At 69.4% G+C, this 19,111-nt stretch carries 25 protein-coding genes, 1 tRNA gene and 1 riboswitch; of the genes, 17 read left to right on the plus strand and 9 right to left on the minus strand.

Annotated elements, in window-relative coordinates:
* Positions 1 to 274: 274 nt before the first annotated feature.
* Positions 275 to 796 carry an alpha/beta hydrolase family protein gene (locus tag PV682_RS44490; protein WP_407705840.1) on the plus strand — a complete coding sequence of 174 codons (522 nt, stop codon included), beginning with the start codon at positions 275 to 277 and terminating at the stop codon, positions 794 to 796.
* A 27-nt stretch (positions 797 to 823) separates the two neighbouring features.
* On the plus strand, positions 824 to 1,090 hold the full coding sequence (locus PV682_RS44495; protein WP_407705841.1) for a hypothetical protein: 267 nt from the start codon (positions 824 to 826) through the stop codon (positions 1,088 to 1,090).
* 35 nt (positions 1,091 to 1,125) lie between these two features.
* On the opposite strand, the gene PV682_RS42725 is transcribed toward PV682_RS44495, so the two are convergent.
* The 4 genes from PV682_RS42725 to PV682_RS42740 form a co-directional block, all read right to left on the minus strand.
* Positions 1,126 to 1,773 carry a dihydrofolate reductase family protein gene (locus PV682_RS42725; protein ID WP_319738140.1) on the minus strand — a complete coding sequence of 216 codons (648 nt, stop codon included), beginning with the start codon at positions 1,771 to 1,773 and terminating at the stop codon, positions 1,126 to 1,128.
* A 100-nt stretch (positions 1,774 to 1,873) separates the two neighbouring features.
* A complete protein-coding gene (locus PV682_RS42730) occupies positions 1,874 to 2,080 on the minus strand; it encodes a cold-shock protein (protein ID WP_319738142.1) in 207 nt (68 codons plus the stop codon).
* A 142-nt stretch (positions 2,081 to 2,222) separates the two neighbouring features.
* Entirely contained in the window at positions 2,223 to 2,810 is a 588-nt protein-coding gene (locus tag PV682_RS42735) for a nicotinamidase (RefSeq protein WP_319738144.1), read from the minus strand.
* A 121-nt stretch (positions 2,811 to 2,931) separates the two neighbouring features.
* A complete protein-coding gene (locus PV682_RS42740) occupies positions 2,932 to 4,278 on the minus strand; it encodes a nicotinate phosphoribosyltransferase (RefSeq protein WP_319738146.1) in 1,347 nt (448 codons plus the stop codon).
* Positions 4,279 to 4,334: 56 nt separating this feature from the next.
* Here PV682_RS42740 and clpS point away from each other — a divergent pair, with 56 nt between their 5' ends.
* From clpS to PV682_RS42775, 7 genes are all read left to right on the plus strand, one after another.
* Positions 4,335 to 4,652 carry an ATP-dependent Clp protease adapter ClpS gene (clpS, locus tag PV682_RS42745; RefSeq protein WP_055718168.1) on the plus strand — a complete coding sequence of 106 codons (318 nt, stop codon included), beginning with the start codon at positions 4,335 to 4,337 and terminating at the stop codon, positions 4,650 to 4,652.
* A 50-nt stretch (positions 4,653 to 4,702) separates the two neighbouring features.
* Positions 4,703 to 5,299, plus strand: coding sequence for a DUF2017 domain-containing protein (locus tag PV682_RS42750; RefSeq protein ID WP_319738149.1), 597 nt, complete (start codon positions 4,703 to 4,705; stop codon positions 5,297 to 5,299).
* Positions 5,300 to 5,658: 359 nt separating this feature from the next.
* Complete coding sequence (locus tag PV682_RS42755) at positions 5,659 to 7,089, plus strand: amino acid permease (RefSeq protein WP_319738152.1); 1,431 nt, start codon at positions 5,659 to 5,661, stop codon at positions 7,087 to 7,089.
* A gap of 100 nt (positions 7,090 to 7,189) precedes the next feature.
* The gene (locus PV682_RS42760; protein ID WP_319738154.1) at positions 7,190 to 7,612 is read left to right on the plus strand and encodes a M67 family metallopeptidase; all 423 of its coding nucleotides are present in this window, start codon (positions 7,190 to 7,192) and stop codon (positions 7,610 to 7,612) included.
* Between the two features lie 53 nt (positions 7,613 to 7,665).
* Positions 7,666 to 8,685, plus strand: a complete 1,020-nt coding sequence (locus PV682_RS42765; RefSeq protein ID WP_319738156.1) for a LacI family DNA-binding transcriptional regulator — start codon at positions 7,666 to 7,668, stop codon at positions 8,683 to 8,685.
* A 276-nt stretch (positions 8,686 to 8,961) separates the two neighbouring features.
* The gene (locus PV682_RS42770; protein ID WP_055718163.1) at positions 8,962 to 9,240 is read left to right on the plus strand and encodes a MoaD/ThiS family protein; all 279 of its coding nucleotides are present in this window, start codon (positions 8,962 to 8,964) and stop codon (positions 9,238 to 9,240) included.
* 7 nt (positions 9,241 to 9,247) lie between these two features.
* Positions 9,248 to 10,198 (plus strand): PLP-dependent cysteine synthase family protein, encoded by a 951-nt coding sequence (locus PV682_RS42775; RefSeq protein ID WP_319738159.1) that lies wholly within the window; start codon positions 9,248 to 9,250, stop codon positions 10,196 to 10,198.
* Between the two features lie 31 nt (positions 10,199 to 10,229).
* Here PV682_RS42775 and PV682_RS42780 read toward each other — a convergent pair whose 3' ends face one another.
* On the minus strand, positions 10,230 to 10,628 hold the full coding sequence (locus PV682_RS42780) for a type II toxin-antitoxin system PemK/MazF family toxin (RefSeq protein ID WP_319738160.1): 399 nt from the start codon (positions 10,626 to 10,628) through the stop codon (positions 10,230 to 10,232).
* 348 nt (positions 10,629 to 10,976) lie between these two features.
* On the opposite strand from PV682_RS42780, the gene PV682_RS42785 reads away from it, so the two are divergent.
* Positions 10,977 to 11,729: an MBL fold metallo-hydrolase gene (locus PV682_RS42785; RefSeq protein ID WP_319738162.1), complete on the plus strand. Its 753-nt coding sequence runs from the start codon at positions 10,977 to 10,979 to the stop codon at positions 11,727 to 11,729.
* A 70-nt stretch (positions 11,730 to 11,799) separates the two neighbouring features.
* Here PV682_RS42785 and PV682_RS42790 read toward each other — a convergent pair whose 3' ends face one another.
* Together PV682_RS42790 and PV682_RS42795 are read right to left on the minus strand one after the other, a co-directional pair.
* Entirely contained in the window at positions 11,800 to 13,056 is a 1,257-nt protein-coding gene (locus tag PV682_RS42790) for a PTS transporter subunit EIIC (RefSeq protein WP_319738163.1), read from the minus strand.
* A gap of 119 nt (positions 13,057 to 13,175) precedes the next feature.
* Positions 13,176 to 14,462: a PTS transporter subunit EIIC gene (locus PV682_RS42795; protein ID WP_319738165.1), complete on the minus strand. Its 1,287-nt coding sequence runs from the start codon at positions 14,460 to 14,462 to the stop codon at positions 13,176 to 13,178.
* Positions 14,463 to 14,589: 127 nt separating this feature from the next.
* On the opposite strand from PV682_RS42795, the gene PV682_RS42800 reads away from it, so the two are divergent.
* The 4 genes from PV682_RS42800 to rdgB all read left to right on the plus strand — a co-directional run bounded on the left by PV682_RS42800 (position 14,590) and on the right by rdgB (position 16,898).
* A complete protein-coding gene (locus PV682_RS42800; protein WP_055718158.1) occupies positions 14,590 to 14,823 on the plus strand; it encodes a glucose PTS transporter subunit EIIB in 234 nt (77 codons plus the stop codon).
* 102 nt (positions 14,824 to 14,925) lie between these two features.
* Positions 14,926 to 15,663 (plus strand): ribonuclease PH, encoded by a 738-nt coding sequence (rph, locus tag PV682_RS42805; protein ID WP_319738169.1) that lies wholly within the window; start codon positions 14,926 to 14,928, stop codon positions 15,661 to 15,663.
* 147 nt (positions 15,664 to 15,810) lie between these two features.
* Positions 15,811 to 16,218, plus strand: coding sequence for a prefoldin domain-containing protein (locus tag PV682_RS42810; RefSeq protein ID WP_319738172.1), 408 nt, complete (start codon positions 15,811 to 15,813; stop codon positions 16,216 to 16,218).
* A 77-nt stretch (positions 16,219 to 16,295) separates the two neighbouring features.
* Positions 16,296 to 16,898 (plus strand): RdgB/HAM1 family non-canonical purine NTP pyrophosphatase, encoded by a 603-nt coding sequence (gene rdgB, locus PV682_RS42815; protein WP_319738174.1) that lies wholly within the window; start codon positions 16,296 to 16,298, stop codon positions 16,896 to 16,898.
* 52 nt (positions 16,899 to 16,950) lie between these two features.
* Here rdgB and PV682_RS42820 read toward each other — a convergent pair.
* Together PV682_RS42820 and bcp are read right to left on the minus strand one after the other, a co-directional pair.
* Positions 16,951 to 17,034, minus strand: a tRNA-Leu gene (locus PV682_RS42820).
* 136 nt (positions 17,035 to 17,170) lie between these two features.
* Positions 17,171 to 17,638 (minus strand): thioredoxin-dependent thiol peroxidase, encoded by a 468-nt coding sequence (bcp, locus tag PV682_RS42825; protein ID WP_319738175.1) that lies wholly within the window; start codon positions 17,636 to 17,638, stop codon positions 17,171 to 17,173.
* A gap of 110 nt (positions 17,639 to 17,748) precedes the next feature.
* Here bcp and PV682_RS42830 point away from each other — a divergent pair, with 110 nt between their 5' ends.
* The 3 genes from PV682_RS42830 to PV682_RS42840 all read left to right on the plus strand — a co-directional run bounded on the left by PV682_RS42830 (position 17,749) and on the right by PV682_RS42840 (position 18,980).
* The gene (locus tag PV682_RS42830) at positions 17,749 to 18,087 is read left to right on the plus strand and encodes a DUF3618 domain-containing protein (protein ID WP_055724299.1); all 339 of its coding nucleotides are present in this window, start codon (positions 17,749 to 17,751) and stop codon (positions 18,085 to 18,087) included.
* A gap of 98 nt (positions 18,088 to 18,185) precedes the next feature.
* Positions 18,186 to 18,488, plus strand: coding sequence for a GroES family chaperonin (locus PV682_RS42835; RefSeq protein ID WP_107104137.1), 303 nt, complete (start codon positions 18,186 to 18,188; stop codon positions 18,486 to 18,488).
* Between the two features lie 55 nt (positions 18,489 to 18,543).
* A riboswitch (guanidine-III (ykkC-III) riboswitch) is annotated at positions 18,544 to 18,627 on the plus strand.
* Between the two features lie 32 nt (positions 18,628 to 18,659).
* Positions 18,660 to 18,980, plus strand: a complete 321-nt coding sequence (locus PV682_RS42840) for a DMT family transporter (RefSeq protein WP_319738178.1) — start codon at positions 18,660 to 18,662, stop codon at positions 18,978 to 18,980.
* Positions 18,981 to 19,111: the final 131 nt, after the last annotated feature.

Consider the following 19,111-nt stretch of genomic DNA (forward strand, 5'->3'; position numbering starts at 1 on the left):
CCGCCGACCTGGCCACCGCCCTCACCTCAGCCGCGCTCGGCATCCTCCTGCGCGGCAGCCCCGACGGCGCCACGACCGCGCTGACCCGGCACCTCGTCCAACTCCCCTGAGCAGGACGGCGAGAAGGTCTTCCGGGACGTCCGGGACCCGTCGAAGGCCGTCGTGATCGAACTCGCCGACGAGCGGTATGCCCGCCTGGTGCTCCAGGTCGACGACCCGCGCGCGGCGGTCGCTCTGGTCGAGAACGCCCTTGTGTAGAGGGAGAGTTGGACCTGTGTTCCGCCACTTAACGGCAGCCGTACTTGCATTCGCCGCCGCCGCGGCTACCGTCACAGCCACCCCGGCCGAGGCGGCGCCCGACCTCGCGCCCGCTGCCGACCGCGAGGTCGTCTTCACGGCCGACGGCATAACTGCCCACGGCACCCAGCACGTTCCCGAACACCGCGCCGGGAAACGGCTGCGGGCAGCACTGTTGCTCCCCGGCAGCGGCCCCACCGACCGCGACGGCAACCAGCCGCCCGTATCGACACCGGACACCCTGGCCCAACTGGCCGACGCCCTCGCCGGGGACGGCATCGCCACGCTGAGGTTCGACAAGTACGGCACCGGACTCGGCGCCTACCGGGACCACCCGGAACGCCTCGACTGCCCGGCGTTCGTCCGCCAAACACGGGCCGCCTACGAGGAGTTGCGCGACCAGCCGGAGACCGACCCGCACGCCCTGCTGGTCGTCGGACACAGCGAGGGCGCGCTGACGGCCACCGATCTGCCCCACCCGGTCGCCCAGCTCTTCTAGGCGTTCCAGGGCCCGAACGCCCGGTTCGTGCGAAGCGACGACGCCGTCTATCCGCCGGACACCGCTGCCCAACTCCGGCCGGGAAAATGGGTGTTGCTGACGTGCGGCACGAACGACGCCCAGGTCCCCTGCGCCACGACGGACGCGCTGACGGCCGCCCTGCGTCAGGCGCGTGGGGGACGGCCGGGCCGTGTGACGCTGTCGGCGGTGGACCACCTGATGCACGACAACGGCCACCCGGACACGCTCGCGCCGTCGCTGCTCGACGCCCTGCACCGGTTGACCCGACGCTGACACCGGCCGACGCGGGCGAGCGGTACCGATGTGTCCTACTTCCGCCAGAACAGGTGATGCGCGACCCCGCTCGGACTCGGCACGACCTCCAGATGGAACCGGTCCAGCAACTCGTCCGGCGAGTCCCACAGGCGTAGCCCCGAGCCCAACTTCACCGGGGACACGGCGACATGGAGCGTGTCGACGAGGTCCGCGTCGAGGAACTGGCGGACCGTCGAGACGCCGCCCCCGAGGCGGACGTCCTTGCCGGCGGCGGCCTCGCGGGCCTGGGCGAGGATGGAGGCGGGGTCGCCCGAGACGAAGTGGAACGTCGTGTCGGAGAGGGTGATCGAGGGGCGCGGGTGGTGGGTCATGACAAACACCGGTGTGCGGAAGGGAGGTTCGTCGCCCCACCAGCCCTGCCACTCGTGGTCGGTCCACGGCCCGCGCTGGGGGCCGAACTTGTTGCGGCCCATGATCTCGGCGCCGATGTTGTTCCTGAAGTCCCGGGTCAGGTAGTCGTCGAGGCCGCGGGTGCCGCCGGGGTCCGTACGGTTCGGCCAGCTCGCCGTCGCTCCGGCCCAGGCGAAGAGGCGAGAGGGATCGACGGCGTCACCGAAGGGGTGCTCCAGTGACTGGTTCTCGCCCGCCCCGACCCAGTCGCTGGAGACGTTGAAGTTCTGGACGCGCAGTAGCTGTGGCATGGGTTCCTCCTGGGCCGACGGCAGCAACACCGATGAAGACTCACCGGACGATGAAAACTCATCGGTCGGCCCAGGAAGGACCAGAAAGGCACAGAAGAGACTAGAGCGCGCGTACGTCCCCGGCCTGCGGCCCCCGCTGCCCCTGGGTCACCTCGAACTCGACCCGCTGGTTCTCGTCCAGGTTCCGGAACCCGGTCCCCTGGATCGCGGAGTAGTGCACGAAGACGTCCGCGCCGCCACCGTCCGGAGAGATGAACCCGAACCCCTTCTCCCCGTTGAACCACTTGACGGTCCCCTGCTGCGCCATCGGCTGTTCCTTCCGGATCATGTCTACGAGGTCGAGCCGATCATGCCCAGCTGCTCCACCGGGAAAACCGGACCGGGGTACTACACCGGTACGTACTGCACCGGTACTGCACCCGTACTACCCCGCAGGTACCCCCGGTCCCTCACACCACAGGCTTACCCGTCAGCTCCACCCCAGCCCCCCGCAGCTCCTCCACCGCCCGCTCGGTCGTCTCCTTCGCCACCCCGGCCGTCAGATCCAGCAGCACCTGCGTACGGAACCCCTCCCGAGCCGAGTCCAGCGCGGTGGCCCGCACGCAGTGGTCCGTGGCGATCCCCACGACGTCGACCTCGTCGATCCGCCGCTCCCGCAGCCACTCCGCGAGGGACACCCCGTTCTCGTCGACCCCCTCGAACCCGCTGTACGCGGCCGAGTACGTCCCCTTGTCGAAGACGGCGTCGATCGCGCCGGAGGCCACGGCGGGCGCGAAGTTGGGGTGGAAACCGACCCCCTCGGTCCCCGCGACACAGTGCGCCGGCCAGGAGGTGACGAAGTCGGGGTCGTCGGCGAAGTGCCCGCCGGGCGCGATGTGGTGGTCGCGGGTGGCGACGACGTGCTGGTAACCGGCGCCGCCCGCCTGCCCGATCAGCTCGGTGATCGCCGCGGCGACATCGGCACCGCCGGAGACCGCGAGGCTGCCCCCCTCACAGAAATCGTTCTGCACGTCTACGACGATCAGTGCGCGGCGCATGGTCGATGTCCTTCGGCTATGGGGGGAATCGATCGGCTGGGGGAGAAGCTGGGGGAAAGGCTGAGGGAGAAGCTGGGGGAGAGGGGGACTGGCTCTGCGGTATTACGGCTCGAATACCGCCCTAACTACCCGACCTCCCCACGAGGTACTCCGTCGGAAGAACCGGTTCCCCTCGCGAGAGCTGCGTAGCGGACAGCGGCAGCCGGCCCCGGACGGCGATATGCCTCTCACGTACTACGTCCAGAGGTTCACGCCCGATCACCTCGCCCCCCTTCACGAGCTCCACGAGGAGTTGCTGGTCGGCGAGTTCGGCGGGCACCGGCCCCGTGCCGACGACCTCGGCCTCGGCGACGCCGTCGGCGTCGGGCCGGCGGGCGGCCCACTTCCGGCCCCCCAGCGAGGTCTTCCCCCCGGAGGACTTCTTGGCGACGGGCACCAGCGGCGCCTTGGGGTCGGCGGACTCGGCGCGGGCGACCAGCTTGTAGACCATGGAGCAGGTCGGGTGCCCGGACCCGGTGACGAGCTGCGTCCCGACCCCGTACGCGTCCACCGGAGCCGCCGCGAGCGACGCGATGGCGTACTCGTCGAGGTCGGAGGTGACGATGATCCGCGTATCCGTGGCACCCAGCGCGTCCAGCTGCTGTCGTACGCGATGGGCCACGAGGAGCAGGTCGCCCGAGTCGATGCGGACGGCGCCGAGTTCGGGTCCGGCTACCTCCACGGCGGTACGGACGGCCTCGGCGACGTCGTACGTGTCGACGAGGAGTGTCGTACCCCTGCCGAGGGAGTCGACCTGGGCGCGGAAGGCGTCGCGCTCGGTGTCGTGGAGCAGGGTGAAGGCGTGTGCGCTGGTGCCGACGGTCGGGATGCCGTAGCGGAAACCGGCGGCGAGGTCGGAGGTGGTGGTGAAGCCGCCGACGTACGCGGCGCGGGCGGCGGCGACGGCGGCCAGCTCGTGGGTGCGGCGCGCGCCCATCTCGATCAGCGGGCGGTCCCCGGCCGCCGAGGACATCCGGGACGCGGCGGCGGCGATGGCGGAGTCGTGGTTGAGGATGGAGAGGATCACCGTTTCGAGGAGCACGCACTCCGCGAACGAGCCCTCCACCCGTAGTACCGGAGAGCCAGGGAAGTACACCTGACCCTCGGGGTAGCCCCAGATGTCCCCGGAGAAGCGGTACGACGCCAGCCAGTCGAGCGTCTCGTCGTCGACGATGCCCCGCTCGCGCAGGAAGCCGATGACCCCGGCGTCGAAGCGGAAGTTCTCGACCGCGTCCAGGACCCGGCCGGTGCCGGCGACGACGCCGTAGCGGCGGCCCTCGGGCAGGCGCCGGGTGAAGACCTCGAACACGCTGCGCCGCTCGGCGGTGCCCGCCTTCAGCGCGGCCCGCAGCATCGTCAGTTCGTACTGGTCGGTGAAGAGCGCCGTGGACGGGACGTCGACCGGCAGCCCAAGGTCCGCAGGGTTCATGCAGCGGATCGTACTCCCATTTCGTCAGTGTGACGATTTCGGGGTCGCGTGGCAGCATGGGCCTTGTGACGTCACCCGCTCCCGTAGAGATCGAACGCACCGAAACGGTGGAGGAGGTCTTCGCCGTGGCGGAGCCCGACGTCCCCTGGGTCACGATCGTGCACAACGACCCCGTCAACCTCATGAGCTACGTGGCGTACGTCTTCCAGACGTACTTCGGCTACAGCAAGGACAAGGCCACCAAGCTCATGCTCGATGTCCACCACAAGGGCCGCGCGGTCGTCTCCAACGGCACCCGCGAGGAGATGGAGCGGGACGTGCAGGCCATGCACGGGTACGGGCTGTGGGCGACGCTCCAGCAGGACCGCAAGTAGTCCCCGCCCACCCCTGCACCCCCTACACCGAAAGTGCTACGACCGGTTTCATGCCAGGCATCTTCGAACCGCTCCCCGGCGGCGGCGCGGCCGTCGCACTCGACGACGTCGAGATCTCGATCATCCGCTCGCTGGCGGTCCAGCTCCTGGAGCTGATCGGCCCCGGGCCCGCCGAGGACGACTCCGCCGACCCGCTCGCCGAGCTCTTCGCCGAGGGCCCGAGCGAGCCGCCGTCCGACCCGGTGCTGCTGCGCCTCTTCCCGGACGCCTACACGGACCCCGAGGCGACCGAGCGGCAGAAGGAGCAGCAGCGGGAGCACTCCGCCGAGTTCCGCCGGTTCACCGAGAACGACCTGCGCGCGGGCAAGCGGGACAACGCGCTCGCCGTCGTCCGCGCCCTGGACGAACTGGACACGGGCGACGTCGGCGGCGCCGTCCTCAAGCTCACGCCCGACGACTCCCGCAAGTGGCTCGGCGCCCTCAACGACCTGCGCCTGGCGATCGGTTCACGCCTCGACATCACCGCCGAGGACGACACCGACGTCCTCTACCACCTCCCGGACGACGACCCGCGCAAGCCGATGGTCATGGCCTACCTGTGGCTCGGCGGCCTCCAGGAGACCCTCGTCGGCACACTGATGCCCTGACGTCGTACCTGGGATGTAACCGGTTACATCCCAGCCTCAGAAGGCCCTCAAATCCGGATAACGATCCCGTCACCGGCTCGGCCGGATTTGGTCCGCGCCTGAGCCGTTCGTCCACTTCTTCCTGTGTGGTGCGCCACATCCGGCACCGGCAATTGATATTGCAGTCGTGATAAATCTTCACGACCGCCCGGCGCGCACCATCCGTATGCGCCGCCGGGTGCGCCACCGAGCCGGTCGATCGCCGGCCAGGCATGGACAGGCCCCCGCGGCCGGTCCGCTCCAGCAGTTCCGGGGGGATCGAAACCCGATCCGTGGTCGACCAGGGCCCGGATCGGCATGGAGAAAGGCGCACCACACACATGACCTCCGCTCAGGTCGGCACAGAGAACGGCGGCACGGACAAGGCACGCGAGGAAGGCTACGAGCGCGGGCTCGGCAGCCGCCAGGTGCAGATGATCGCCATCGGCGGCGCCATCGGCGTCGGCCTCTTCCTCGGCGCCGGGGCCAACATCGCCAAGGCCGGCCCCAGCCTCATCCTGATGTACGCCCTCGCCGGTGTGATCATCTTCTTCATCATGCGGGCACTCGGCGAACTCCTGCTCTACCGGCCCGTCTCGGGCTCCTTCGCGGAGTACTCCCGCGAGTTCCTCGGCCCGTTCTTCGGCTACCTCACCGGGTGGACGTACTGGCTGATGTGGGTGGTCACCGGCATGGCCGAGCTGACCGCCGCCGCGATCTACGTCAACTACTGGTTCCCGGCGATCCCCCGATGGGTGACGGCGCTGGCGTTCCTGGTGATCCTCTTCGGCGTCAACCTGATCTCCGTGAAGGTCTTCGGTGAGCTGGAGTTCTGGTTCTCCATGGTCAAGGTCACCGCCCTGATCGGCATGATCGTCATCGGCCTCGGCGTCCTGACCTTCGGCTTCAGCAGCGCGGGCGACACCGCCGCCGTCTCCAACCTCTGGGCCTTCGACGGCTTCTTCCCCAAGGGCATCGGCTCCTCCCTCATGACCCTCCAGGGCGTCATGTTCGCCTACCTCGCCGTCGAACTCGTCGGTGTCACGGCCGGTGAGTCCGAGGACCCCGAGAAGACCCTCCCCAAGGCCATCAACACGCTGCCGTGGCGCATCGCCCTCTTCTACGTCGGCGCGCTCACCGTCATCCTGTGCATCGTCAAGTGGACCGAGTTCCAGCCCGGCGTCTCGCCGTTCGTCGAGGCGTTCGCGAAGATCGGCATCCCGGCGGGCGCGGGCATCGTCAACTTCGTAGTCCTCACGGCGGCCCTGTCGTCCTGCAACTCCGGTATGTACTCCACGGGTCGCATGCTGCGTACCCTCGCGGACAACGGCGAGGCCCCGGCCGTCTTCAAGAAGCTGTCGTCCACCAAGACCCCGGCCTTCGGCATCACCGTCTCCGTGCTCTTCATGGGCATCGGCGTCGTCCTCAACTACATCGTCCCGGAGAAGGCGTTCGGGTACGTGACGTCCGTCGCGACCGCCGCGGGCATCTGGACCTGGCTGATGATCCTGATCAGCCACGTCCTCTACCGCCGCGCCGTGGTCGCCGGCCGCCTGCCGGCCTCCTCCTTCCCGGCCCCCGGCGGCTCGGTGTGCAGCTGGATCGCCATCGTCTTCCTGCTGTTCGTGACGGGGATCATCGCGTACGACGCCGACGCGCGGATCTGCCTGTACGTCATGGCCGGCTGGGTCGCCGCGCTGGGCATCGGCTGGGCCGTGCTGAAGAAGGCGAGCCCCGAGGTCACCGAGCGGACGTACGACAAGGTCGGGTAATACCTGAGAGGTAGACCCCCACCCGGCCCTCGTGTCCGGCATCCGGACCCCGTAGTACCACCCCTCGGTACTACGGGGTCCTCTGCTTATCCTGGCGACCATGCTGACCATCACCCAGGCCCTCCACGACCAGATCGTCGCCCACGCCCGCAAGGACCACCCCGACGAGGCGTGCGGAGTCGTCGCGGGCCCGGCGGGCTCGGACCGCCCGGAGCGGTTCGTCCCGATGCTCAACGCGGCGATGTCGCCCACCTTCTACGAGTTCGACTCCGGCGACCTGCTCAAGCTGTACCGCGAGATGGACGACCGCGACGAGGAACCCGTCGTGATCTACCACTCCCACACCGCCACCGAGGCCTACCCCTCCCGCACGGACGTCTCGTACGCCAACGAACCCGGCGCCCACTACGTCCTCGTCTCCACCGCCGACACCGACGGCAACGGCCCTTTCCAGTTCCGCTCGTTCCGCATCGTGGACGGCGAGATCACCGAGGAAGACGTCACGATCGTCGCGTCATACTGACTCCGTACGGCCCGAGCCCCGCCGTACGAAGCCAACTCACCCTCCCGGAGCCGGTGTTGACGCAAGCAAGGCGCCCCACGATCGAGGACGTAGCACGCCGGGCCGGGGTCTCCAGGACCACCGTGTCGAGAGTCCTCAACGGAGCGCCGAAGGTCCGCGCCGAGGTGATCGAGAAGGTCCGCGAGGTGATCGCGGACCTCGGGTACGTCCCGAACCAGGCCGCCCGCCAGCTCGTCACCCGGCGCACGGGCGCGGTCGCCGTGGTGGCCACCCAGCCGCAGGACCGCCTGTTCATGGACCCCTTCTTCGACTGCCTCCTGCGCGGGATCCGCCGCGAACTCACCCGGCACGGCGCCCAGGCCGTCCTGCTGTTCCTCGACGAGCCGGACGACCACGCGCGCGTCGCCGACTACCTCGGCGGCGGCCACGTCGACGGCGCGATCCTCTTCTCCCTGCGCCCCGACGACCACCTCGGCGCGCTGATCGCCCGCACCGGCCTGCCCGCCGTCTTCGGGGGCCGCTCGCGCGCGGGCGCCGACGACACCGCGTACGTCCACGTCGACTGCGACAACCGGGGCGGCGCCCGGCAGGCGGTCACCCACCTGCGCGCCCTCGGCCGCACCCGCGTCGCCACCGTCACCGGCCCCTACGACCAGGAGCCCTCAGCGGACGACCGCCTCACCGGCTACCGCGACGTCCTCCCCGACGCCGACCCCGCGCTCACCGAACGCGCGGACTACACCGAGCACGGCGCGGCCCTCGCCATGCACACGCTCCTCGACCGGCGCCCCGACCTCGACGCGGTCTTCGCCGCCTCCGACCTGATGGCCGCCGGCGTCCTCCAGGCCCTGCACGAACGGGGCCGCCGCGTCCCCGAGGACGTCGCCGTCGTCGGCTTCGACGACCTCACCCGGATCGCCGAGGCCACGACCCCGCCCCTGACGACCGTCCACGCGGACGTCGAGGGGATGGGCCGGCTGATGGCGGAGCTGCTGTGCGCGGCGGTGTACGAGGGGACTACCCCGGGGTCGGTGGTGGTGCCCACGCGGCTGGTGGTGCGGGAGTCGGCGTAGTACCCGGGTACATCTCAGGTACTGGTCGCAAACCGTCCGCCATGTGGAAGCGTCTTCCCGAAGGCCGGACGGGAATCGATACGATGAGCCCATGGTTGTGAACGACGTGAGCACGAGGACGCCGGGCGAGCTGCTCGTGGCGCGGCTGCACGTCGACCTGTGCAGGTGCGCCGCCGCCATCTGACGCCGGCCCTGCCCGCGCCGTAGTCCTCAGGGACTAGGCGCGCTCACTCGCACGTCCCTGCGCCGCCCACCTTCCGACAGGAGCCCTGAGCCATGGCCATCGAGGTCCGCATCCCCACCATCCTCCGCCAGTACACCGACGGCGCGAAGGCCGTCGAGGGCGCCGGGGAGACCCTCGCCGACCTGTTCTCCGACCTGGAGACGCGGCACACGGGCATCCAGGCCCGCATCGTGGACGAGGGCAAGCTGCGCCGCTTCGTCAACGTCTACCTCAACGACGAGGACGTCCGCTTCGTGGACGGCATCAACACCAAGCTGGCCGACGGCGACACGGTGACGATCCTGCCGGCCGTCGCCGGCGGCATGGCCTGATCCCGGCATGCGCTACGACTCCCCGCTGGCCGCGGTGGGCAACACCCCCCTGGTGCGCCTGCCGCGGCTGTCGCCGTCCCCCGAGGTCTCCATCTGGGCCAAGCTGGAGGACCGCAACCCCACCGGCTCGATCAAGGACCGCCCCGCGCTGCACATGATCGAGCAGGCGGAGAAGGACGGCCGCCTCACCCCCGGCTGCACGATCCTGGAGCCCACCAGCGGCAACACCGGCATCTCGCTCGCCATGGCGGCCCGCCTCAAGGGCTACCGCATGGTGTGCGTGATGCCCGAGAACACCTCCCAGGAACGCCGCGAGCTGCTCGCGATGTGGGGCGCCGAGATCATCCCGTCCCCGGCGGCCGGCGGCTCCAACACCGCCGTACGCGTGGCGAAGGAACTCGCCGCCGAGCACCCCGACTGGGTGATGCTGTACCAGTACGGCAACCCCGGCAACGCGGGCGCCCACTACGCCACGACCGGCCCCGAGATCCTCGCGGACCTCCCCTCGGTCACCCACTTCGTCGCCGGGCTCGGCACGACGGGGACGCTGATGGGGGTAGGGCGTTACCTCCGCGAGCACAAGCCGGACGTACGGATCGTCGCCGCCGAGCCGCGCTACGACGACCTCGTCTACGGCCTGCGCAACCTCGACGAGGGCTTCGTACCCGAGCTGTACGACGCCTCCGTCCTCACCACCCGCTTCTCCGTCGGCTCGGCGGACGCGGTCACTCGTACTCGCGAGCTACTCCAACAGGAGGGCATCTTCGCCGGGGTCTCCACCGGCGCGGCCCTGCACGCCGCGATCGGCGTCGGGAAGAAGGCCCTGGCCGCGGGGGAGTCCGCCGACATCGTGTTCGTCGTCGCGGACGGCGGGTGGAAGTACCTCTCCACGGGGGTGTACACGGCGGCTACCACCGAGGAAGCGATCGAGACGCTCCAGGGTCAACTCTGGGCGTAATACCCGTAATACCCGTAATACCCGTAGTGCTTCAGGTCAGGTGCCGGACCTGGTCCCACAAGGCCGGGTCCACCACCCCTACCCGCCGCCGCAGGTCCGCTACGGGGAGCTGCCGCAAGTCGTCGGTCTCCACGAAACTCGTCCGCCCGTGTGCGTCTCCCACGGCCCCCGGCGGCAACGGGATCACCCCTGAGCGCCCGTCGCGGAACTTGCTGCTGATGTTCGCGACGGTCACATATCCCCCGTGCACGGTCAGCACGAGACACGGATGCTCGTCCGCCCACCAGATCTCCGAGGGCTGGGGACCGTTCGCGTGCCTCATGTGACGGTTGCCTTGCCGGCGAGGCGCTCGCCCCCAGCCGTCGACGAGCGTGGCGACCAGCGCGAGCAGTACCACCGCCGCGAGCGCCAGCCACCAGGACGTGTCCATGAGGACGACGTTACCGGCGCGCGCGACGCACCGCGCGCCCTCTCGCGATCCCCACACGCCCCACTTCCAGCCGAACCGGTGACACCGCAGGTGAGTTCGCCCACAACGGCCCCTGGCAACGGCGCGAAGGGGGGTTTTGCGCCTTACGCTCTACGGACCGCACGACCCCCGACGCCCGTTCCCACGCACTCCTCGGGCCCGGTCCACCCGGCACACCCGGCCTTCCGGATCCTTCGCGAGGCCCGGCCGCGCCGGCACCACCCGGCACCGCCGGTGGCATCCGGTCCCCCGGCGCCATCGACGACCGCCGGTGTCCCCTCGGTTCCCGCCAGCGGAGGTTTCTGCATCATGAAGCTCACCGTCGTCGGCTGCTCGGGGTCGTTCCCGTCCGCGGATTCGGCCTGTTCGAGCTACCTCGTCGAGGCCGACGGCTTCCGGCTGCTTCTCGACATGGGCAACGGCGCCCTGGGCGAGTTGCAGCGCCACTGCGGTCTCTACGACCTCGACGCGATCTTCCTGACCCATCTGCACGCCGACCACTGCATCGACATGTGCGCCTACTTCGTGGCGCGCTACTACCGCCACGACGGCGGCCGTTGCGACCCCATCCCGGTCTACGGCCCCGAAGGCACCGAACACCGGCTGACCACGGCGTACGCGGATACCCCGTCGGCCTCCTCGATGAGCGAGGTCTTCGACTTCCACACGGTCAAGCCGTCCACCTTCGACATCGGCCCCTTCACGGTCCACACCGAACGCGTCGCCCACCCGGTCGAGGCGTACGGCATCCGGGTGGAGCACGGCGGCAAGTCGCTCGCCTACTCCGGGGACACCGGTGTCACGCCCGTGCTCGACGAACTCGCCCAGGGCGCCGACCTGTTCCTGTGCGAGGCCGCCTTCACGCACGGCAAGGAGAACATCCCCGACCTGCACCTCAACGGCCGGGAGGCGGGTGAGACGGCCACCAGGGCGGGCGTCCGCCGCCTCGTCCTCACCCACATCCCCCCGTGGACCGACCCCCAGGTCAACCTGGCCGACGCGCGCGCGGCGTACGACGGTCCGGTCGAACTGGCGGCGGCGAGGGCGTCGTACGTGATCTGAGCCATGAGAAAAGCACCCGGGGCAGTTCAGGGCGCCGGGTGCTTTCTCGTAGCTCTCAGGTACTAGAGCTCTACCCCTTCGTGAGGTCTTCCGCCTCCGGCTCGCGTCCCGGCGTCGGCAGGTTCCACTTCGTGATCGCGAAACGGAAGATGACGTAGTAGAGGGCGCCGAAGCACAGGCCCACCAGGACCAGCCCCCACGGGTTCGTCGCGATGCCGAGGTTGAGGCCGAAGTCGACCACGCCGGCCGAGAAGCCGAAGCCGTCCTTCATGCCGAGCGCCCAGGTCAGGGCCATGGAGACGCCGGTGAGCAGCGCGTGGATCGCGTACAGGACCGGCGCGATGAACATGAACGTGAACTCGATCGGCTCGGTGACGCCCGTGACGAACGAGGTCAGCGCGAGCGAGAACATCATGCCGCCGACGGCCTTGCGGCGCTCGGGGCGGGCGCAGTGCACGATCGCCAGGCACGCGGCCGGCAGCGCGAACATCATGATCGGGAAGAAGCCGGTCATGAACTGCCCGGCGCTCGGGTCCCCGGCGAGGAAGCGCGCGATGTCGCCGCTCTTGCCGTGGTACTCGCCGGCCTGGAACCACGGGAACGAGTTGAGCAGGTGGTGCATGCCGATCGGGATCAGCGCGCGGTTCATCACACCGAAGATCCCGGCGCCGACCGCGCCCGAACCCACCAGCCACTCACCGAAGTTGTGCAGCCCGGTCCCCAACACCGGCCATATGTAACCGAAGACGACCCCGATCAGCAGACCGGCGAACGCGGAGAGGATCGGGACGAGCCGCCGGCCGCCGAAGAACCCTGCCCAGTCCGGGAGTTTGGTGCGGTAGAAGCGCTGGTAGAGCAGCGCCACGACGAGCCCCATCACGACCCCGCCGAGCACCTTCGCGTCGACGGGCGCGTCCACCATCACGACCTTGCCGTCGACGGCCGTCGCGACCTTCGGGAGGTTCTTGTCGGTGAACGTGCCGAGCACGTTCTTGAAGACGAGGTAGCCGACGACCGCCGCGAGCGCCGTCGAGCCGTCCGACTTCTTCGCGAACCCGATCGCGACGCCGACCGCGAACAGCAGCGCCATGTTGTCGAGGATCGCGCCCCCGCCGGCCGCCATGAAGGAGGCGATCTTCGTCAGGAAGCCGGGGAAGGAGGGGCGGCCGAGCATGTCGGCGTTGCCCAGGCGCACCAGCAGCGCGGCGGCGGGCAGCACCGCGACCGGCAGCATCAGACTGCGGCCGATGCGCTGTAGGACGGCCATCACGGCCGTACCCTTCCTGGCTTGTTTCTCGGCTGCGGGAGCGGCGCCGGCCGTGCTCATAGAGGGGTTCCTTCAGGGGGTGCGGAGGACGCGAAAAAGGTCTACACCAATGTGTGGTGTAGACCTTTTGTAGCACGGGGGAGAGGCGGGAGTTAAGCCCCCTGTTAAGGCGCCCGCCATCACGCTTTGGTGACGTCCTCCCGCTCCTCCTCCGGCTCCCGGCCCGGCGTCTTCAGATCGAACCGGACGATCGCGAACCGGAAAACCACGTAGTAAACGATTGCGAAACACAGCCCGATCGGGATGATCGCCCACGGCCGCGTCGCCAGGTTCCAGTTGATGACGTAGTCGATGAGCCCCGCCGAGAAACTGAACCCGTCGTGCACCCCGAGCCCCCACGTCACCGCCATCGAGACGCCGGTCAGCACCGCGTGCACCGCGTACAGCGCGGGCGCGATGAACAGGAACGAGTACTCGATCGGCTCCGTGATACCGGTGATGAACGACGTCAGCGCGACCGACAGCATGAGGCCGCCGACTTCCTTGCGGCGCGCGGGTTTCGCCGTGTGCGCGATGGCAAGTGCCGCCGCAGGCAGGGCGAACATCATGATGGGGAAGAACCCGGTCGTGAACAGCCCGGCGTGCGGGTCGCCTTGGAGGAACATGTTGATGTCGCCGTGCACGACCGTGCCGTCCGGCTTCGTGTACGACCCGAACTGGAACCAGATCGGGACGTTCAGGAACTGGTGCAACCCCACCACCAGCAAAGCCCTGTTGGCGATCCCGAACACCCCCGCGCCCCACGCGCCCAGCCCGTTGAGCCAGTCGCTGAAGTTCTCCAGGCCGTCGCCGATCGGCGGCCACACCCACAGGCACAGCGCGGCGAACACGATCGCGGCGAACGACATCAGGATCGGCACCAGCCGCCGCCCGTTGAAGAACCCCAGCCAGTCCACCAGCTTCGTCCGGTGGAACCGCATCCACAGGTACGCCGCGAGCAGCCCGATCACGATGCCGCCGAAGACCCCCGGATTCTGGTACGTGAACGCGGTCACCGTCCCGTCGGCGCCCTGGCAACCCGTAGCAACCGTTTTCGCACCGTCCGCGCAGTCCTTCGGGAACTGGCGCAGCACGTTGTAGTAGACGAGGAACCCGGCGAGCGCCGCGAGCGCCGTCGAGCCGTCCGACTTCTTCGCCATGCCGATCGCGACGCCGATACAGAACAGCAGCGGCAGCCCCAGCGAGCCGTCCAGCAGCGCGCCGCCCGCGCCCGCCATCACCTTCGAGACGTTCGTCCAGCCCAGCCCGTCGTCCCCGAACATGTCCGGCTGGCCCAGCCGGTTGAGGATCCCCGCGGCGGGCAGCACCGCGATGGGGAGCTGGAGGCTGCGGCCCATCTTCTGGAGCCCCTGGAACAGGGCGCTCCAGCGGGCGCGGGCCGGGGTCACTGCGCTGTCGGCACTCATGGATTGGCGACCGCCCGTCAGGTGGTGTAGACCAGTTCTCGACGATTGGGATGCTGTGACGCCATCTTTCGGTACCCACGGCACAATCGCTCGCGAAGTTGGGCCAACTGTGCGTGAGGAGACCGACATGGCCACCAAGGCAGAGAAGATCGTCGCCGGGCTCGGAGGCATCGAGAACATCGAAGAGGTCGAGGGCTGCATCACCCGGCTGCGCACCGAGGTCGTCGACCCCGACCGCGTCGACGAGGCCGCGCTCAAGGCCGCCGGCGCGCACGGCGTCGTCAAGATGGGGACGGCCGTGCAGGTCGTCATCGGGACGGACGCCGACCCGATCGCGAGCGAGATCGAGGACATGATGTAGCTCTCGGGTACTACCCGGGGCACGGGTACTAGAGCTCTAGTACTCAGGGGCTACTCCCACACCGGGAGCAGCCCCTTTCGTCGTACGGATAGGGTCGTCCCCATGTCTCGAATCGACGGCCGCACCCCCGAACAGCTCCGCCCGGTCACCCTGGAACGCGGCTGGAGCAAGCACGCCGAGGGCTCCGTCCTCGTCTCCTTCGGCGACACCAAGGTCTTCTGCACGGCCTCCGTCACCGAAGGCGTCCCCCGCTGGCGCAAGGGCAGCGGCGAGGGCTGGGTCACCGCCGAGTACTCCATGCTCCCCCGCGCCACCAACACCCGCGGCGACCGCGAATCCGTCCGCGGCCGGATCGGCGGACGCACGCACGAGATCAGCCGCCTCATCGGCCGCTCGCTGCGCGCCGTCATCGACTACAAGGCGCTCGGCGAGAACACCATCGTCCTCGACTGCGACGTCCTCCAGGCCGACGGCGGCACCCGCACCGCCGCCATCACCGGCGCGTACGTCGCCCTCGCCGACGCCGTCGCCTGGGCGCAGGGCCGCAAGCTGATCAAGGCGAACCGGCAGCCCATCACCGGCACCGTCTCCGCCGTCTCCGTCGGCATCGTCGGCGGCGTGCCCCTCCTCGACCTCTGCTACGAGGAGGACGTCCGCGCCGACACCGACATGAACGTCGTCTGCACCGGCGACGGGCGCTTCGTCGAGGTCCAAGGCACCGCCGAGGCCGAGCCGTTCGCCCGCGACGAGCTCAACTCCCTGCTGGATCTGGCCGTTTCGGGCTGCACCGACCTCGCCGCGCTCCAGCGGGCCGCGCTGGAGCAGACCCTCGAAAGGTAAAGAAGTGACCAAGGAAAGCGGTACGGTGGAGCAACTGTGCCGCTTTTCCTCGCGTCTTGGGCAGTACAGAGAAGGCTTCCGACCGGAAGCCCTTGGGAACGGGGGCCCAGCGGTGCGAGCCGGGGCCTGAACGGGAGGAACCACCGCATGGCCGCGCTCCACCGACGCCGAGGTCGCCGAATCGCCATCGCCGCAGCCACCGCTGCGGTCGCCCTCACCGTGGGGTTCACCACCACCGGCTGCGACGCCGTCAACAAGGCGCTCGACTGCGTCCAGACCGCCGAGACCGTCGCCGACAGCGTCACCGACCTCCAGCAGGCCGTCGAGAACGCCGCCACCGACCCCACCCAGGTCGACGAATCCCTCGCGTCCATCGACAAGAACCTCGACAGCCTCGGCGACAAGACGGACGACACCGACGTCAACAAGGCCGTCGACAGCCTCCGCGACGCGGTCACCAACGTCCGCAAGGCGGTCGACAGCGGCGACAAGACCCCCGACCTGAGCCCCCTGACGGACGCGGCGGGGGAACTGACAAAGGTGTGTACGCCGTGAGGGGTAGGTCTTGAGTACGGGGTCGGTGACCTGCTCCCCGTAACCCTGGAGTCGTAGCCCCCGTAATACTGGGGGCCATGACCCGCCTGATCCTCGCCACCCGCAACGCCGGCAAAATCACCGAACTCCGCGCGATCCTCGCGGAGGCCGGGCTTCCGCACGAACTGGTCGGCGCCGACGCCTACCCCGACGTCCCCGACGTCAAGGAGATCGGCGTCACCTTCGCCGAGAACGCCCTCCTCAAGGCCCACGCCCTCGCCCGGGCGACCGGCCTGCCCGCCGTCGCCGACGACTCCGGCCTCTGCGTCGACGTCCTGAACGGCGCCCCCGGCATCTTCTCGGCCCGCTGGTCCGGCACCCACGGCGACGACCGCGCCAACCTGGACCTCCTCCTCGCCCAGCTCTCCGACATCGCGGACGACCACCGGGGCGCCCACTTCGCCTGCGCGGCGGCCCTGGCACTGCCGGACGGGACGGAGCGGGTCGTGGAGGGCCGCCTCCGAGGCACCCTCCGCCACACCCCCACCGGCACCAACGGCTTCGGCTACGACCCGATCCTCCAGCCGGAGGGCGAGACGCGGACCTGTGCGGAGCTGACGGCGCAGGAGAAGAACGCGATCAGCCACCGGGGGCAGGCGTTCAGGGAACTCGTCCCCGTCGTGCGGGAGTTGCTGGGCTGATGTACGCAAGGAGAGAGGGGCCGCCTGATGAGGCGACCCCTCTCTCTGCCGGTGCGGCCGGTGGGACTCGAACCCACACGGGTGTTAACCCACTGGGACCTAAACCCAGCATGACTGCCAATTCCATCACGGCCGCCCAAAACGGTCATCGTGCTCGACCGGCGGCACTCAGTGTACGGGGACGAAGGGACGCCGGGCGAGAGGCTTCCCGCCCGGCGGCGCCGGACGCCGGTCAACTGGACGTCCGGCGCGCCGACTTGAGGGGCGACCCGTCAGATGCCCAGGTCCTTGATGATCTTCGCCACGTGGCCGGTCGCCTTGACGTTGTAGAGGGCCCGTTCCACGTTGCCGGACTCGTCGACGACGATCGTGGAGCGGATGACGCCGACGACGGTCTTGCCGTAGAGCTTCTTCTCGCCGTAAGCCCCGTACGCCTCGAGTACGGCCTTGTCGGGGTCGGCGAGGAGGGTCACCCCGAGGGACTCCTTCTCGCGGAACTTGGCGAGTTTCTCGGGCTTGTCGGGGGAGATGCCGAGGACGTCGTAGCCGGCGTCGGCCAGGAGGGACAGGTTGTCGGTGAAGTCGCAGGCCTGCTTCGTGCAGCCGGGGGTCAGGGCCGCCGGGTAGAAGTAGACGATGACCTTGCGGCCCTTGTGGTCCGCAAGGGACACCTCGTTGCCGTCGGCGTCGGAGAGGGTGAACGCGGGGGCCGGGTCGCCGGGCTGGAGTCGCTCGCTCATCCGGCCAGCGTAGCCGGGGACGCGACAACGGCGGCCCCTGCCCGTGCGCCGGGCGGAGAAGCTGACAGACTGTGCGGAACAACGCATCAGCAGACTTCGGAGGCCGTACGGTGGCGGACACTGCGGACACGCCGGACACGAGAACCCCGGCGCAGATCGAGGCGGACATCAAGCGCCGCCGCGAGACGCTGGCCGAGACCCTCGACGAGATCGGTGTACGGGTGCACCCCAAGACGATCGTCGGGGACGCCAAGGCCAAGGTCGTCGCCAACGTCGACCACACCCTCGGACGCGCGTACGTCCAGGTCAACCGCGTCGTGAGCGACGTCACGGCGAAGTTCACGGACGACGACGGCGCGCCCCGCGTCGAGCGCATCGTCCCCGTGGCCCTCCTGGCGGTCGGCGTCGTCGGCCTGCTGGTCCTGGGCACCCGGCGCCGTAAGGACTAGCCCCGCAGGGGTACGCCACCCGGGGAGGCAGGTAGGTTCGATACGTGAGCGGCAACAGTAACGAGCGCGGTACCCAGCACGACAAGCTTCCGATCCGGATGCTGCACGACCGGGTGCTGGTACGGCAGGACAGCAGCGAGGGCGAGCGGCGTTCCGGCGGCGGGATCCTGATCCCGGCGACGGCGGCGGTGGGCCGGCGGCTGGCCTGGGCGGAGGTCGTGGCGGTCGGACAGAACGTCCGGACGGTGGAGCCGGGCGACCGGGTCCTGTACGACCCCGAGGACCGCGCCGAGGTCGAGGTGCGCGGCGCGACGTACGTACTGATGCGCGAGCGCGACCTGCACGCGGTCGCCGCGGACCGCTTCGAGGGGTCGGAGGACTCCACGGGGCTGTACCTGTAGTACCCGTAGTACTCAAGGGCCAGAGGGCCGGTGACCATCGTCACCGGCCCTCTTTGTCGTTCCTTTGCTAGCGTGGAGAACGCCCGACGAGACGCGCCGTACCGGGCAGCCGGCAGTACCTCGGAAAAGACGACGCACCCCCGTACGAGTCCCGTCTCCGGAGGTGCCGTCATGGCATGGGTCCTGCTCATCGTCGCCGGTCTGGTCGAGGTCGCCTGGTCGATCGGCATGAAGTACACCGACGGTTTCACCCGTCTCGTCCCCAGCGTCCTCACCGGCGCCGGCATCGTCACCAGCATGGTCCTGCTGTCGTACGCGGTCCGCACGCTCCCCATCGGCACCGCCTACGGCGTCTGGGTGGGGATCGGCGCGGCCGGTGCGGCGGTCGTGGGGATGGTCGTGCTGGGTGAGCCCGTGACCGCCGCGCGGATCTTCTTCGTCTGCCTGCTGCTGACAGCAGTGGTGGGGCTCAAGGCCACCTCCGGCCACTGAGCCCCACCTGGTCCCTCTGCGGTACTAGAGCTCTAGTGTCCTGAGTCGGGAATTCGGTTCAGATATCCGGCGAGGCGTTCGAGGATCTCGTCCGCGGTCTTCGTCCAGACGAACGGTTTCGGGTCTTCGTT

Source organism: Streptomyces niveiscabiei (genome assembly GCF_033794345.1).
In the GTDB taxonomy this organism is placed as follows: Bacteria; Actinomycetota; Actinomycetes; order Streptomycetales; family Streptomycetaceae; genus Streptomyces; species Streptomyces niveiscabiei.

Excerpts from the sequence above, each read along its gene's own strand:
- PV682_RS42840 (WP_319738178.1), top strand. The coding sequence starts at position 18,660 with ATGGCATGGGTCCTGCTCATCGTCGCCGGTCTGGTCGAGGTCGCCTGG.
- PV682_RS42775 (WP_319738159.1), top strand. The coding sequence starts at position 9,248 with ATGCGCTACGACTCCCCGCTGGCCGCGGTGGGCAACACCCCCCTGGTG.
- PV682_RS42770 (WP_055718163.1), top strand. The coding sequence starts at position 8,962 with ATGGCCATCGAGGTCCGCATCCCCACCATCCTCCGCCAGTACACCGAC.
- clpS (WP_055718168.1), top strand. The coding sequence starts at position 4,335 with ATGGGCCTTGTGACGTCACCCGCTCCCGTAGAGATCGAACGCACCGAA.
- PV682_RS42780 (WP_319738160.1), bottom strand. The coding sequence starts at position 10,628 with ATGGACACGTCCTGGTGGCTGGCGCTCGCGGCGGTGGTACTGCTCGCG.
- PV682_RS42790 (WP_319738163.1), bottom strand. The coding sequence starts at position 13,056 with ATGAGCACGGCCGGCGCCGCTCCCGCAGCCGAGAAACAAGCCAGGAAG.
- PV682_RS42730 (WP_319738142.1), bottom strand. The coding sequence starts at position 2,080 with ATGGCGCAGCAGGGGACCGTCAAGTGGTTCAACGGGGAGAAGGGGTTC.
- PV682_RS42725 (WP_319738140.1), bottom strand. The coding sequence starts at position 1,773 with ATGCCACAGCTACTGCGCGTCCAGAACTTCAACGTCTCCAGCGACTGG.
- PV682_RS42735 (WP_319738144.1), bottom strand. The coding sequence starts at position 2,810 with ATGCGCCGCGCACTGATCGTCGTAGACGTGCAGAACGATTTCTGTGAG.
- PV682_RS42835 (WP_107104137.1), top strand. The coding sequence starts at position 18,186 with ATGCTGCACGACCGGGTGCTGGTACGGCAGGACAGCAGCGAGGGCGAG.
- PV682_RS42740 (WP_319738146.1), bottom strand. The coding sequence starts at position 4,278 with ATGAACCCTGCGGACCTTGGGCTGCCGGTCGACGTCCCGTCCACGGCG.
- PV682_RS42810 (WP_319738172.1), top strand. The coding sequence starts at position 15,811 with ATGGCCGCGCTCCACCGACGCCGAGGTCGCCGAATCGCCATCGCCGCA.
- rph (WP_319738169.1), top strand. The coding sequence starts at position 14,926 with ATGTCTCGAATCGACGGCCGCACCCCCGAACAGCTCCGCCCGGTCACC.
- rdgB (WP_319738174.1), top strand. The coding sequence starts at position 16,296 with ATGACCCGCCTGATCCTCGCCACCCGCAACGCCGGCAAAATCACCGAA.
- bcp (WP_319738175.1), bottom strand. The coding sequence starts at position 17,638 with ATGAGCGAGCGACTCCAGCCCGGCGACCCGGCCCCCGCGTTCACCCTC.
- PV682_RS42750 (WP_319738149.1), top strand. The coding sequence starts at position 4,703 with ATGCCAGGCATCTTCGAACCGCTCCCCGGCGGCGGCGCGGCCGTCGCA.
- PV682_RS42755 (WP_319738152.1), top strand. The coding sequence starts at position 5,659 with ATGACCTCCGCTCAGGTCGGCACAGAGAACGGCGGCACGGACAAGGCA.
- PV682_RS42795 (WP_319738165.1), bottom strand. The coding sequence starts at position 14,462 with ATGAGTGCCGACAGCGCAGTGACCCCGGCCCGCGCCCGCTGGAGCGCC.
- PV682_RS42785 (WP_319738162.1), top strand. The coding sequence starts at position 10,977 with ATGAAGCTCACCGTCGTCGGCTGCTCGGGGTCGTTCCCGTCCGCGGAT.
- PV682_RS42760 (WP_319738154.1), top strand. The coding sequence starts at position 7,190 with ATGCTGACCATCACCCAGGCCCTCCACGACCAGATCGTCGCCCACGCC.
- PV682_RS42800 (WP_055718158.1), top strand. The coding sequence starts at position 14,590 with ATGGCCACCAAGGCAGAGAAGATCGTCGCCGGGCTCGGAGGCATCGAG.